The organism is Arthrobacter sp. 01T414, assembly GCF_056398965.1.
Map to the genome: position 1 here is coordinate 219102 of NZ_JBFTQK010000006.1, position 13904 is coordinate 233005.

A 13904-nucleotide genomic window follows, 5' to 3' on the forward strand; every position below is an offset into this window, starting at 1 on the left:
CTGTCCCTCCCGGGCCGTTCTAGCTGGAGTAGGCGCTGTTCTCGTGGACGTACTCGTGGGTGAGGTCATTGGTCCAGATCGTGGCCTCGGCCCCGCCGGCCTGCAGGTCGATCTCGACAAGGACTTCGCGCGGCTCCAGGTCAACGAGGCTGCGGTCCTCGCCGATGCTGCCGTTGCGGCAGATCTGCACGCCGTTCATCGAGACATTCAGCTGGTCCGGTTCGAAGACGGCGTCGGTGGTACCCACGGCTGAGAGCACCCGGCCCCAGTTGGGGTCCTTGCCGAAGATGGCGGTCTTGAAGAGGTTGGAGCGGGCCACGGCCCGGCTGACCACTTCGGCGTCCTTCTCGCTCGCGGCGTTGAAGGTGCGGATGGCGATGTCGTGGCTGGCGCCCTCGGCGTCGCCGATCAGCTGGCGGGCCAGGTCGGCGCACACCTGGGTGAGGCCCTTGCCGAATTCGACGGCGGACGGCACGGCACCCGAGGCGCCGGAGGCGAGCAGCACCACGGTGTCGTTGGTGGACATGCAGCCGTCCGAGTCTGCCCGGTCGAAGGTGACCCGGGTGGCGTCACGGAGCACGACGTCGAGCATTTCCGGCTGGACCTCCGCGTCCGTCGTGAGGACCACGAGCATCGTGGCCAGGCCGGGGGCGAGCATGCCGGCGCCCTTGGCCATGCCGCCGATGGTGAATTCCCGGCCCTCGGCGTCGGTCCCCGTGAAGACCGCCTGCTTGGACACGGAGTCGGTGGTCATGATCGCGGCAGCGGCCGCCGGGCCGCCGTCGGCGTCGAGCTCCGCAGCGGCGACGCCGATCGCCGGGACGAGCTTGTCCATCGGAAGCTGCTCGCCGATCAGGCCGGTGGAGCAGACGAAGATGTCCGTCGCCGAGGCGCCCAGTGCCTCGGCGGTCTTTTCCGCGGTGGTGTGGGTGTTCTGGAAGCCCTGCGCGCCGGTGCAGGCGTTGGCGCCGCCGGAGTTGAGGATGACTGCGTCCACCCGGCCGTCCTTGATGACCTCGCGGGACCAGTGCACGGGCGCCGCAGCCACGCGGTTGGAGGTGAAGACCGCGGCGGCCGCCTTGGCCGGACCGTCGTTGACCACGAGGGCCAGGTCCGGGTTGCCGGAGGCCTTGAGGCCGGCTTTGACCCCGGCAGCGCGGAATCCCTTAGGGGCGGTGATGCTCACGGTGCGACTCCCTGCAGATCGAGGCCGGCAGTTTCCGCCAGGCCGAGGGCAATGTTCATGGACTGCACGGCGCCGCCGGCGGTCCCCTTCGTCAGGTTGTCGATGGCGCACGTTACGATCACGCGGCCGGTGTGCCCGTCGAGGGCCAGCTGCATCACGGCGTGGTTGGAGCCCTGCACGGACTTAGTGGAGGGCCAGTGGCCTTCCGGGAGCAGGTGCACGAACGGCTCCTCGTCATAGGCCTCGGCCCAGGCGCGGCGCAGCTCTTCAGCCGTAACACCGGGCCGGACCTTCGCGGTCGCGGTGGTGAGGATGCCGCGGCTCATCGGGGCCAGCGTGGGCGTGAAGGAGACCGTCACCTGGGCGTTGAGTGCCTTGGACAGGCTCTGCTCGATTTCCGGGGTGTGGCGGTGTCCGCCGCCGACGCCGTAGGGGCTCATCGAACCCATGACCTCGGAGCCGATCAGGTTCACCTTTGCGGCTTTGCCGGCCCCGGAGGTGCCGGACGCGGAGACGATCACCACGTCGTCGGCCTGGAGCAGGTGGTTGCTGAAGCCCGGCGTGAGGGCCAGCAGGGCCGAGGTCGGGTAGCAGCCGGGAACGGCGATCCGGGTGGCACCGCGCAACGCCTCGCGCTGACCCGGGAGCTCCGGCAGGCCGTAGGGCCAGGTGCCGGCGTGCGGCGAACCGTAGAACTTCTCCCAGGCCGCCGGGTCCTCGAGCCGGTGGTCCGCGCCGGCGTCGATCACGACTGTTCCGGCGGGCAGCTGCGCCGCGATCTCTGCGGAAGCACCGTGCGGCAGCGCGAGGAACACGACGTCGTGTCCGGCGAGGTTTTCCACCGTGGTGTCTTCGAGGATGCGGCCGGACAGGCCATGGAGATGGGGCTGCAATTCCCCTAGTCTGGAACCGGCGTTACTGTGCGCGGTGATGGCGCCGATGGTGACGTCGGGATGACCGGCCAGGAGCCGCAGGACCTCGCCGCCGGCGTAGCCGCTTGCACCGGAGACGGCAACAGAAATAGTCATGACACCGAGTATACAGCAAGACTATGCATAGATGCCGATATTTATGCATGAGCCTGCCGTGTCCGGACGCCCGTGCCGCTGTCCCTAGGATGGTCTCAGGATCCGGGATGCGGATGGTTCGTCCCCCGGAGTGCTGATAGTACAGAGAGCGCTGATACTACAAAGGGCACTGGCCCTTCAGGAGGAGACCCATGACGCACGCAATTGTCGCCCGCCAGGCCGGCGGACCCGAGGTTCTTGAGCTGGCAGAGGTTGACCGCCCGGTTCCCGGTCCCGGCCAGCTCCTGATCAAGGTGGCGGCCGCGGGCGTGAACTTCATCGACACCTATAAGCGCAGCGGCGTCTACAAGGTGCAGTACCCCTTCACCCCCGGCTCCGAGGCGTCCGGAACCGTAGAGGAGCTCGGCGACGGCGTCAGCGGCTTCTCCGCCGGGGACCGGGTGGCCACCGCGGAAGGGGTCAACTGCTACGCCGGGTACGCCCTGGTGGACGCGGACAAGGCCCTGCCGGTGCCACGCGGCGTCGACGATTTCACCGCTGCCGCCCTTCCCCTGCAGGGCATCACCGCGCACTACCTGATCAACTCCTCCTTCAAGGTGGAAGCCGGCCACACGGTCCTGCTGCACGCCGGCGCCGGCGGCGTGGGCCTGCTGCTGATCCAACTGCTCAAGGCAAAAGGCGCGCGCGTCATCACCACCGTCTCCACCGATGAGAAGGAGGCGCTGGCCCGCGGCGCCGGCGCGGACCACGTGCTCCGCTACGACGGCTTCGCAGCCAAGGTACGCGGGCTGACCGACGGCGCCGGCGCGCATGTGGTGTACGACGGCGTCGGGAAAGACACCTTCGACGACTCGCTGGCGTCCTTGCGGATCCGCGGCACGCTGGTGCTGTTCGGCGCGGCGTCCGGCCCGGTGCCGCCGTTCGACCCGCAGCGGCTCAATGCCGGCGGTTCGCTCTACCTGACCCGGCCCACCATCACGCATTTCCTCCGCGACGCGCAGGAACGCCGCTGGCGCTCCGACGAACTCTTCGCCGCCGTCGCGGACGGCAGCCTGAAGGTCCGGATCGGTGCCCGCTACGACCTGGCCGACGCCGCCGCCGCCCACACGGACCTGGAGCAGCGCCGTACCACCGGCAAGGTCATCCTGGTTCCCTGATCCGGCCCGGAGCGGCACCGATGTCTTCCGTTCATCTGCTGCAGGGATAATCACTCCGTGAGCGAGCAGCAACCATCCGCCGGCAGGGACGCCGCGGCAGGCAGTGACCCCCAGACCGGGCCGGTCTTTTCCCCGCAGCTGCCCGGTGCCTTCGCGGCGCCACCGGAGCGGACCTTGATCGACGTCCTGCAGGACACCGCCGGCCGCTTCCCGGACGCGTCCGCGCTCGACGACGGCCGGGGCTCCCTGAGCTATGCCCAGCTGATGGACGAGGTCAGGGCTGCCGCGCGGAAGCTGCACCTGGCCGGGCTCGGCGCGGGCGACAAGATCGGCGTGCGAATCCCGTCAGGAACCAACGAGCTGTACATCGCCATCCTGGCGGTGCTGTTCGTCGGGGCGGCCTACGTTCCGGTGGACGCGGACGACCCGGACGAGAGGGCCAAACTGGTGTTCGGTGAGGCCCGGGTTGCCGGCATCCTGCGCGCCGGCGGCACGGTGGTCACCGACGGCACCCGCCCCCGGCCCTTTCCGGCGGGCCGCCCGCCGGTCCCCGCCGACGATGCCTGGGTCATCTTCACCTCCGGCTCCACCGGCACTCCCAAAGGCGTCGCGGTGCGCCACAGTGCCGCGGCCGCCTTCGTCGACGCCGAGGCGCGGCTCTTCCTGCGGGCCGAGCCGGCCGGGCCGCAGGACCGGGTGCTGGCCGGACTCTCGGTGGCCTTCGATGCGTCCTGCGAGGAGATGTGGCTCGCTTGGCGGCACGGTGCGTGCCTGGTTCCGGCACCGCGGGCCCTGGTCAGGACCGGCATGGACCTGGGCCCTTGGCTCATCAACCACGGCATCACGGTTGTCTCCACCGTGCCTACGCTCGCGGCGCTGTGGCCGGCCGAGTCCCTCGAAAGCGTGCGGCTGCTGATCTTCGGCGGCGAAGCCTGCCCGCCGGAACTGGCCGAGCGGCTGGCGGTGGACGGACGCGAGGTCTGGAACACCTACGGACCCACCGAGGCCACGGTCGTGGCTTGCGCCGCGCCGTTGGGCGGGCCGGGTCCGGTCCGGATCGGGCTGCCGCTCGACGGCTGGGACCTCGCCGTCGTCGACTCCGACGGAGTGCCGGTCACCGATGGCGGAATCGGGGAGCTGATCATCGGCGGCGTCGGCCTTGCCCGGTACCTCGACCCGGCCAAGGACGCGGAAAAGTACGCTCCGTTGCCGACCCTGGGCTGGTCCCGCGCCTACCGTTCCGGGGATCTGGTCCGCTACGAGCGGGCCGGCCTGATCTTCGTCGGCCGCGCGGACGAACAAGTGAAACTGGGCGGCCGCCGGATCGAACTCGGCGAAATCGATGCAGCGCTCCAGTCGCTGCCCGACGTCGCGGGGGCCGCGGCCGCGGTGCGGACGACGGCGGCCGGCAACCAGGTGCTGGTGGGTTACCTCGCGCCGTCCGATGGCGCGGAGCTGGACCTGGCCGCCGCCCGGCAGCTGCTCGCCTCGACCCTGCCGGCGCCGCTGATCCCGCTGCTGACCGTCGTGGACGCCCTGCCGACCAAGACCAGCGGCAAGGTGGACCGGCATGCGCTGCCGTGGCCGCTGGCCGGGGCGGGCGCTGCGGATGCCGCTGCGGCGCCGCTGAACCTTCCTGAGGACGCCGCCTGGATCGTCGAGCAGTGGAGTGCCGTCCTGGGCGGGACCGTTGCCGACCTCGATGCCGACTTCTTTGCCTTTGGCGGCGGCTCGCTCGCCGCTGCCCAGCTTGTTTCGGCGCTGCGGGCCCGCTACCCCACCGTCACCGTGGCGGATATCTACGCCACGCCCCGGATCGGTGCCCTGGTGGATGCGGCACGCCAGTCCCTCCCGGAGGGCGGCGCCCTGGCCGCCGCCGAGCGTTCCGTGCGCCCCACATCCCGCCGCGCCCAATGGTTCCAGACGCTCCTCGGCGTCCCGCTGCACATCCTGGTCGGGATGCGCTGGCTGACCTACCTGATGGCCGCGAATAATTTGCTCTCGTCCCTGGCCGGTTTCAGCGCGGCCCCGACGCTGTCCTGGTGGTGGGTCGGAACGTCGTGGCTGCTGTTCGTCAGCCCGGCCGGCCGGATGGCCATCTCGGTGGCCGCGGCACGGCTGCTGCTGCGCAACGTCTCCCCCGGCAGCTACCCGCGCTCCGGCCCGGTGCATTTACGCCTGTGGCTGGCCGAACAGATCCAGGACCTCGCCGGCGCCATCAGCCTCGCCAGCGCCCCGTGGGTGCCCTACTACGCCCGGGCACTGGGCGCCACGATCGGCAACGACGTCCAGCTTCATTCGCTGCCGCCGGTGACCGGAATGCTCTCACTCGGCAACGGCTGCAACATCGAGCCGGAAGTCGATCTCTCCGGCTGGTGGATCGACGGCGACTCGGTCCACATCGGCGCGATCCGGGTCGGCGCCGGGGCCGTCGTCGGCGCCCGCAGCACGCTCATGCCGGGCGCCAGCATTGGTGCCGGGGCGCAGGTTGAACCCGGTTCCGCCGTCCTTGGCCGGGTCAAGGCGGGCCACCTGGTGGCCGGTTCCCCGGCTGAACGCCGCGGCAAGGCGAAGCAGGACTGGCCGGACACCCTGCCGGAGCACCACCTGATCGGCCGGCTCTGGTTCCTCGGCTTCGCCTCGGCGTCGGCCGTCCTGGCCCTGATCCCATACCTCTCCGCCGCCGCTGCCGGGCTGGTGATGTTCCTCTTCATCCAGGGCCGCAGCTCGCTGCTCTCGGCCCTGCCCGAACTGGCGCTCTCGCTCCCGCTCGCCGCCCTCGSCTGGTTTGGCACCAATCTGGTCCTGGTCCTCGCCACGACACGCCTCCTCGGCGTCGGGCTGCGCACCGGCTACTACCGGGTGCGCAGCCGGATCGGCTGGCAGGTTTGGGCCACGGAACGGGTCCTCGACCTGGCCCGCGACCTGCTCTTCCCTGTCTACGCCAGCCTGTTCACACCCGTCTGGCTGCGCCTGCTCGGCGCCCGGGTGGGCCGCAATGTGGAGGCTTCCACGGTGCTGCTGATCCCGAAAATGACGACCGTGGGCGAGGGCGCCTTCCTGGCCGACGACACCATGATCGCGTCCTACGAGCTCGGCGGCGGCTGGATGAAGATCGCGCCGGCGAAGGTGGGCAAACGCTCCTTCCTCGGCAACTCCGGGATGACCGCCGCCGGCCGCAGCGTGCCCAAGAACTCCCTCGTGGCGGTGCTCTCCGCGACCCCGGCGAAGGCGAAATCCGGTACTTCATGGCTGGGCAGCCCGCCGGTGCGGTTGCGGCGGACCGCCATCGCTTCCGATGACACCCGCACGTTCCAGCCGCCACTGCGGCTCAAACTGGCCCGCGCCTTGTGGGAACTCTGCCGCTTTGTCCCGGTGATGCTCACGGTCGCCATTGCGGCGGCCGTGCTGGTCGCCTTCGACTGGCTGGCGACCAGCTTCAACTACGCCGTCGCGGCCCTGCTGGGCGGCATCGTGGTCCTGCTGGCCGGCGCGGTTGCCGCCGGCAGCGCCGTCGTCGCGAAGTGGCTCCTGGTGGGCCGTATCCGCCCCGGCGAGCATCCGCTGTGGAGCTCCTTCATCTGGCGGAACGAGGTGGTGGACACCTTCATCGAGATGGTCAGCGCCCCGTGGTTCGCGCGCGCGGCGTCCGGCACCCCAGCCCTCGTCTGGTGGCTGCGGGCCCTGGGCGCCAGGATCGGTGCCGGGACCTGGTGCGAAAGCTACTGGCTGCCGGAGGCCGACCTCGTCACCCTGGGCCGCAGCGCCACGGTCAACCGCGGCTGCGTGGTCCAAACCCATCTCTTCCACGACCGGGTCATGAGCATCGACACTGTTACGCTCGACGACGGGGCCACGATGGGTCCGCACGGAGTGATCCTGCCGCGGGCCCGGATCGGCAAGGGCGGCACGGTGGGGCCGGCGTCCCTCGTGATGCGGGGTGAAACGGTCCCCGCCGGAACGTACTGGATGGGAAATCCGGTCAGCCCCTGGGGCGGCCCGGATCTCCCGGCGCCCAAGCCAAAGTAGCCCGGCCCCACCGCCCGGAAGCCCGGAAGACGCCTCCCGCCCACCGCAACGACCGAAAGCGTGCCATGAGTCCCACCGCATCAGCCGCCGAGGAATTTCCCGGGGAATTGCCGTCCGCGCTGCCTGCGGGCGCCCCGGATCCGTACATGCCGGGCCACGGCACCGACGTTTACCGCGTCACCCGCTACGAACTGGAGCTCGACTACCGGATCAACAGCAACCATCTGGCCGGCCGGGCGAGGCTGCACGCGGTCGCCAGGCGGCAAAGCTCGGCGATCGTCCTGGACCTGACCGGGCTCCGCGCCACGAAGGTGCTGATGCCCGGCCGGAAGGTCCGCAAGTTCAACCAGCGGGCGGAACGGCTGGTGGTCGTGCCGGACACGGCCCTGCTGCCCGGCGACGAGTTCACCTTGGACATCCGCTACGAAGGCAACCCGGCGCCCCGCCGCGGGCTCTGGGGAGAGGTGGGCTGGGAGGAGCTGAGCGACGGCGTGCTGGTCGCCGGGCAGCCCAACGGCGCGGCGTCCTGGTTTCCCTGCAACGACCACCCGGCGGACAAGGCTAGCTACCGCATCGCGGTCACCGCCGACGCCAACTACCGTGCCGTCTGCAACGGCGTGCTGGTCTCGCACCAGGCCCGTTCCAGCCGCGAAACCTGGGTCTATGAGCAGTCCGAACCGATGGCCAGCTACCTCGCCACAGTCCAGATCGGCCGGTACGGGCTGCAGCCGCTCAACGCGGACCGGGCGGCCGGGGACGTCGCCCAGACCGCCGCGGTGCCGGCCGAGCTGTCAGCGGAGGCCCGCGCCGGACTTGCCCGCCAGCCGCAGATGATGCGCACCTTCATCAACTGTTTTGGGCCTTATCCGTTCGCCGGCTACACCGTGGTGGTGACCGAGGATCCCCTGGAGATCCCGCTGGAGGCGCAGTCACTGTCCATCTTTGGGCGCAACCATCTGGCATCCGATTGGGAATCCCAGCGACTGATCGCCCACGAGCTCTCCCACCAGTGGTTCGGGAATTCGCTCACCGCGTCCTCGTGGAAGGATATCTGGCTGCACGAAGGTTTCGCTTGCTACGCGGAGTGGATCTGGTCCGAGGAGGCCGGCATCATGAGCGTGGCCGACCGCGCCGGGGCGGCCTGGCGGATGCTTAACCAGGAGGACCAGGACCTGCTGGTCGGAGATCCGGGGCCGGAACTGATGTTCGATGACCGAGTCTACAAACGCGGCGCCCTTGCCCTGCACTCGGTCCGCCTGAGCTGCGGCGATCTTGCCTTCTTCACCCTTCTGCACGACTGGACCAGCACCCACCGGCATGGCTCCGTCACCACCGAGGATTTCATCCTGGCCGCGGGCCGCGTCACCGGGATGGACGCCGAGGCCGTGCTGCACCCCTGGCTCTACGAAGAGGCGCTGCCGCCGCTGCCGAACGGCTGAACGGCTGAACCGCCGAACGCAGGATCCCCTCGCTACGGGCCCGAAGACAGGGCCACAGCAGCGGCAAACCGCGCGGGCAGCCCGGATTCCGCCGGGGCCAGGTCACGGATGCCGGGCCGGTCCAGCACCTCCACGGTGTCCGGCGCTGTCAGCAACCCGGTGCCGCACAGCTTGAGCCAGGCCTCCTTGCGTGCCCACAGCCGGGCACGGGCGGACAGCAAGCCCGCCCCGGCCAGGCCGCGCAGGCTCCGGCGTTCCGCCGGGCTGAGCGCCACCCGGTCGAAGCCGTCAAAGTCGGCGCCCGCCGGGTCCTGGACGTCGACGCCGAGGCGCAGCCCGGGTTCCGGATCAGGCACGGCGGCCAGCAGGGTCCAGCCTGCGCTGCGGGACAGGCTGAGCAGCAGCGGCACCGGTGCCCCGTTCCGGGTGTAGCCGGGCCGGCCGTGCGGACTTCCGGGGCCGCACTGCGGACAGTCGTAGACGGCGGTGAGCGAGGCCAGCGGCACGTCCAGCAGCTCCGCCGCGAACCGTCGCTGGGCCAGCCTGCCGGCCAGGAACGCCGCCCGCGGGCCGGGCTGCATCTCCGCGGCGCGCCCGAGCTCGACGTTGTCCAGCAGCCCAGCTGCCGCGTCGTCCACGGCGGCGCCGAATCCGGCCGCGGCGGGAGCTGCGCGGGACGGTGAAGCTACTCCGGGTACGCGGAAGGGCGGGACCGAGCGCACCACCAGCTGCGATGTCATGGTCCCGCCCTTCCGGAGTTGGCTGCTAGCGCTGCACCGCGCCGAACCGCTCGTGCGCGGCGGCAACCGCGGTGTCGCGGGCGGCCGAGGCCTCATCCGCGGTCAGCGTCCGGTCATCGGCCCGGAAGCGCAGGTTGAAGGCGAGCGATTTCTTGCCATCCTCGATGCCCTTGCCGGCGTAGACGTCGAACAGGGACACCTCCTCGAGCAGCTCCCCCGCACCCTCGCGCAGGGCGGCCAGCACTTCGTCCGCCGCGACATCGGCTGCCACCACGAGGGCGACGTCCTGGGTCGCCACGGGGTAGGTGGAGATGTGCCGGGCGACAATCACGTCGGCAGCGGCTTCGAAGAGCGCGTCGGCGTTCAGTTCCAGCGCCACCGAGCGGGCCGGCATGTCCTGCGCCGCAAGCAGCTTCGGGTGCAGTTCGCCGGCGTAGCCCACCACTTCGCCGCTGCGGAGCGCCAGCTGTGCGGCCCGCCCGGGGTGGAAGGCCTGGTGCTGGCCCTTGCTGACCACGAGTTCGACGCCGAGGACGTCGCCGGCGAGCCGGGCAATGTCCAGCGCGTCGGCCCAGTCCCAGGCCCGCGGCGCGTGCGCCGGCGCGGCCGGGGAATCGTGGCCGGTCAGCACTGCGGCGAGGTGCAGCGGCTGGTCCGGGACGCCGTCGTACAGGCCGTCCAGCACCTCATCGGCAGGCTTGGCGCCCAGCGGCGGAATCGAAGCCGTACCCAGCGTGTCGCCGGGCAGGAAGACCAGCCCGGACTCGAACAGCGCCAGGTCGCGGAAACCGCGGGAGTGGTTGCGCTTGGCGACCTCGATCAGGCCCGGCAGGATGGAGGTCCGCAGGTAGCCTTGCTCCTCGCTGATCGGGTTGGCCAGCTTGAGCGCCTTCCGTTCCGCGCCGGCAACCGGCGCCCCGAAGGTGTCGTTGGCGGCCTTGGAGACGAACGGGTACGCGAGCACCTCGGTAAGGCCCGCATCGGCCAGGGCCTGGATGAGCCGGCGGCGCTGCTGCTGCACGCGGGTCAGGCCGCGGCCCGGGGGTGCCACCGGCAGGGTTGCGGGGATCTTGTCGTAGCCGACCAGCCGGGCGATTTCCTCGGAGAGGTCTTCCTTGGTTTCCAGGTCGTTGCGCCAGCTCGGGGCCGTGACGCTGTAGCCGGTGCCGGTCTTTTCTACGACCGCGCCGAGGTCCTGAAGCGAGGTCAGGATCTGCTCCTCGGTGAAGTCGATGCCGATCCGTTCCGCGGCGAAGGCGGCGGGCAGGTCGACGGCGACGGCGTCGGGCGCGGTACCGACGTCGGTCCCGGCCTCATCGGCGGTGCCGCCGGCGAGCTCGACCAGGAGGTCGACGACCCGCTGGGCGGCCACGCCGGCGATGTGCCAGTCAACGCCGCGTTCGAAGCGCTTGGAGGCTTCGGACGGGAGTTTGTGGCGACGGCGGGACCGGGCAATCGACACCTCGTCGAAGTGCGCGGCCTCGACCAGGACGTTGCTGGTGGAGTCGGACACCTCGGTGGCGGCGCCGCCCATCACACCGGCAATGCCGATCGCACCGGAACCGTCGGTGATGAGGAGGTCCTCGGCGTCAAGCGTGCGTTCCTTGGCGTCCAGGGTGGTGATCTTCTCCCCTGCCGCCGCCCGCCGAACCACGATGTCGCCGGAGAGCGTGTCGAGGTCGTAGCAGTGGGTGGGCTGGCCGAGTTCCAGCATGACGTAGTTCGAGATGTCCACCGGCAGCGAGATCGACCGGATGCCGGCGAGCCGGAGCCGGGAGGTCATCCACGGCGGGGTCGGCTTCGTGGCGTCGACGCCGCGGACGGTCCGGGCCACGAAGCGGTCGCAGCCGGGCTTGCCGTAGATCGGCGCATCGTCATTGAGCTTGACGCCGTAGCCGCCGGCCAGGTCCGCGGGGGCCTGCACCTTGGACGCCGGGTCGGTGAAGGACGTGCCCGTGGCATGGGCGTACTCCCGGGCGACGCCACGGATCGAGAAGGCGTAGCCCCGGTCCGGGGTGACGTTGATTTCCGCAGCCTGGTCGTAGAGGCCCAGCAGCTCCATGGCGTCGGTGCCGATTTCCGGGTCCAGGCCGATGCGGGAGAGCACCAGGATGCCGTCGTGGTCCTCGCCGATACCGAGTTCACGCACGGAGGCGATCATGCCGGCGGAGAGGTGACCGTAGGTCTTGCGGGCGGAGATGCGGAAGTCGCCGGGCAGCACGGCGCCCGGAAGGGTGACCACCACCTTGTCGCCCTCCACGAAGTTGTGCGCACCGCAGATGATGCCCTGCACGCCGGAGGGGTCGATGCCTTCGCCCGTGAGGGTCTGCTGCTGGCCTTCGGGGACGACCCGGACCTGGCACCAGTTGATCGTCTTGCCGTTGGACTGCGGCTCCTTGACGAGGCTCAGGACCTGGCCCACCACGATGGGTCCCTGGAGGGTGTCCGTGGGGCGGTGGACCGCTTCTTCTTCGAAACCGACCTTGACGAGGTCAGCCATGACGTCTTCGGCCGTCGCTCCGGCCGGTACGGCTGCGAACTCACGCAACCAGGAAAGTGGGATACGCACTGTTAGATCTCCATCCCGAAGTGCTCGCTGAAACGTACATCGCCTTCGATCATGTCGCGCATGTCGCCGACCTCATTGCGGAACATGAGGGTGCGCTCGATGCCCATGCCGAAGGCAAAACCTGAATAAACGTCCGGATCGATGCCGGCGGCGCGCAGCACGTTGGGGTTGACCATGCCGCAGCCGCCCCACTCGATCCAGCGCGGACCGCCCTTGGCCCCGGGGTGCCAGATGTCCAGCTCCGCGGACGGCTCGGTGAACGGGAAGTAGTTCGGGCGCAGCCGGATCTGGGCCTCCTCGCCGAACATCTGGCGGGCGAAGTGCTCCAGGGTGCCGCGCAGGTCCGCCATGGACAGGCCCTTGTCGATCGCGAGGCCCTCAAACTGGTGGAAGACCGGGGTGTGCGTGGCGTCCAGTTCGTCGGTGCGGAAGACCTTGCCCGGGCACAGCACGTAGATCGGCACCTCTCGCTCCAGCATGGAGCGGACCTGCACCGGGGAGGTGTGGGTGCGCATCAGCAGGTGGGCCTCGGGCGGCTCCACGAAGAAGGTGTCCTGCATCTCGCGGGCCGGGTGGTCCGGCTTGAAGTTCAGTGCGTCGAAGTTGAACCACTCAGATTCAACCTCGGGGCCCTCGGCGATCTCCCAGCCCATGCCGACGAAGATGTCCGCGACGCGGTCCTGCAGCGTGGACAGCGGGTGGCGTGCGCCGGCTCGACGACGGCGGGGAGCCGCCGTGACGTCCACGGTCTCTTCGACCAGGATGCGCGCGTCGTTCTCCGCCTCGAGCTCCACGGTGCGGTCCGCGAGCGCCTTGTTGACGCGTCCGCGGGAGGCTCCCATGAGCTTGCCGGCGGCGGCCTTCTGGTCCTTGGGCAGGGCACCGATTTCACGGTTGGCCAGGCTCAGCGCGGATTTCTCCCCGGTGTGGGCCAGTCGCACGGCCTTGAGTTCGTCGAGAGTCGACGCGGCGGCAATGGCGGCGACGGCCTGGTCTACGGCGGCGGTGATGGCGGCTTCGTCCAGCGGGTTCGGGACGGCGGCGCCCGGCAAAGTTTCAGTCATCTACTGTTCTTAGCTACGAGTCGGGTGGTGCCAACGGCGGGCGCACCCGCGGGCGGTATCCGCCGGCGCGCACCCGTCATCGACAAGGGCAAGGACCAAGGTCAGGGCCCACCGAACCTTCCCGGCGGGCACTCCCGTCCAGTCTAGTTGAACGCGTCCGGGCGCCCGAACGTGACGGACGGGGCCCTCCGGGCACCGCGGCTCCTCCGGCTACCATGGCCTCATGACCTCCGGACAGCGGCTGCGGCAGCTTGCCAATGTGTTGAATGCGTCGACCCCGCTGGGGCTGCTGCTGGCCGCCTGCGCCGGGACCCGAGTTCACCGCGGGCCCCGGGGCCTGCTCCTCGCCACCGGCTACCGCTGGCGCCTGCCGTTCGCGGCGGCGTTCACCGTGGGCAACGTGGTGCTGTACCGGAGCGGGCCGGAGGAGGCCCTCGCAAACCCGGTGCTGCTGGGGCACGAAGAGCGCCACAGCACCCAGTATGCCTGGTGCCTGGGCGTCCCGTTCCTGCCGCTGTACTTCCTGGCGGCAGCCTGGTCCCTGCTCCGGACAGGCAACCCCGGATCCGCCAATTTCTTCGAGCGGCACGCCGGACTCCAGGCCGGCGGCTACCCGCCGCTCCCCGGGAAGTCGCCCGGACACTCCCCCGCGGCCACTCGCGGCACGGCACCCAAAGAGAACGAGGCATGAC

The 13904-nt window shown here is 70.3% G+C and carries 9 protein-coding genes; 4 read left to right on the forward strand and 5 right to left on the reverse strand.

All coding sequences use genetic code 11. The features are described from left to right. Window positions 1-19 precede the first annotated feature (19 nt). Both argJ and argC read right to left on the reverse strand, forming a co-directional pair. On the reverse strand, window positions 20-1186 hold the full coding sequence (argJ, locus tag AC1DK9_RS14520) for a bifunctional glutamate N-acetyltransferase/amino-acid acetyltransferase ArgJ (protein WP_476916363.1): 1167 nt from the start codon (window positions 1184-1186) through the stop codon (window positions 20-22). Next, complete coding sequence (argC, locus tag AC1DK9_RS14525) at window positions 1183-2214, reverse strand: N-acetyl-gamma-glutamyl-phosphate reductase (RefSeq protein ID WP_476916364.1); 1032 nt, start codon at window positions 2212-2214, stop codon at window positions 1183-1185. Before argC ends, argJ begins: the two co-directional genes overlap by 4 nt. Window positions 2215-2405: 191 nt before the next feature. Between argC and AC1DK9_RS14530 the strand changes: the two genes are divergently transcribed. The 3 genes from AC1DK9_RS14530 (at window position 2406) to AC1DK9_RS14540 (ending at window position 8839) form a co-directional block, all read left to right on the forward strand. Then, window positions 2406-3371 carry a quinone oxidoreductase family protein gene (locus AC1DK9_RS14530; RefSeq protein WP_476916365.1) on the forward strand — a complete coding sequence of 322 codons (966 nt, stop codon included), beginning with the start codon at window positions 2406-2408 and terminating at the stop codon, window positions 3369-3371. Between the two features lie 138 nt (window positions 3372-3509). Further along, complete coding sequence (locus AC1DK9_RS14535; RefSeq protein WP_476916410.1) at window positions 3510-7400, forward strand: Pls/PosA family non-ribosomal peptide synthetase; 3891 nt, start codon at window positions 3510-3512, stop codon at window positions 7398-7400. A gap of 65 nt (window positions 7401-7465) precedes the next feature. After that, window positions 7466-8839 (forward strand): M1 family metallopeptidase, encoded by a 1374-nt coding sequence (locus AC1DK9_RS14540; RefSeq protein ID WP_476916366.1) that lies wholly within the window; start codon window positions 7466-7468, stop codon window positions 8837-8839. A gap of 32 nt (window positions 8840-8871) precedes the next feature. On the opposite strand, the gene AC1DK9_RS14545 is transcribed toward AC1DK9_RS14540, so the two are convergent. From AC1DK9_RS14545 to pheS, 3 genes are read right to left on the reverse strand one after another with little or no spacing between them, the layout of a single operon-like run. Next, window positions 8872-9579: a 4'-phosphopantetheinyl transferase family protein gene (locus AC1DK9_RS14545; protein ID WP_476916367.1), complete on the reverse strand. Its 708-nt coding sequence runs from the start codon at window positions 9577-9579 to the stop codon at window positions 8872-8874. A gap of 25 nt (window positions 9580-9604) precedes the next feature. Beyond that, on the reverse strand, window positions 9605-12148 hold the full coding sequence (gene pheT, locus AC1DK9_RS14550) for a phenylalanine--tRNA ligase subunit beta (RefSeq protein ID WP_476916368.1): 2544 nt from the start codon (window positions 12146-12148) through the stop codon (window positions 9605-9607). 2 nt (window positions 12149-12150) lie between these two features. Next, the gene (pheS, locus tag AC1DK9_RS14555) at window positions 12151-13212 is read right to left on the reverse strand and encodes a phenylalanine--tRNA ligase subunit alpha (RefSeq protein ID WP_476863429.1); all 1062 of its coding nucleotides are present in this window, start codon (window positions 13210-13212) and stop codon (window positions 12151-12153) included. A gap of 223 nt (window positions 13213-13435) precedes the next feature. On the opposite strand from pheS, the gene AC1DK9_RS14560 reads away from it, so the two are divergent. Further along, window positions 13436-13903, forward strand: a complete 468-nt coding sequence (locus tag AC1DK9_RS14560; RefSeq protein WP_476863430.1) for a hypothetical protein — start codon at window positions 13436-13438, stop codon at window positions 13901-13903. Window position 13904: the final 1 nt, after the last annotated feature.

Excerpts from the sequence above, each read along its gene's own strand:
- AC1DK9_RS14540 (WP_476916366.1), top strand. The coding sequence starts at position 7,466 with ATGAGTCCCACCGCATCAGCCGCCGAGGAATTTCCCGGGGAATTGCCG.
- AC1DK9_RS14530 (WP_476916365.1), top strand. The coding sequence starts at position 2,406 with ATGACGCACGCAATTGTCGCCCGCCAGGCCGGCGGACCCGAGGTTCTT.
- AC1DK9_RS14545 (WP_476916367.1), bottom strand. The coding sequence starts at position 9,579 with ATGACATCGCAGCTGGTGGTGCGCTCGGTCCCGCCCTTCCGCGTACCC.
- pheS (WP_476863429.1), bottom strand. The coding sequence starts at position 13,212 with ATGACTGAAACTTTGCCGGGCGCCGCCGTCCCGAACCCGCTGGACGAA.
- argC (WP_476916364.1), bottom strand. The coding sequence starts at position 2,214 with ATGACTATTTCTGTTGCCGTCTCCGGTGCAAGCGGCTACGCCGGCGGC.
- AC1DK9_RS14560 (WP_476863430.1), top strand. The coding sequence starts at position 13,436 with ATGACCTCCGGACAGCGGCTGCGGCAGCTTGCCAATGTGTTGAATGCG.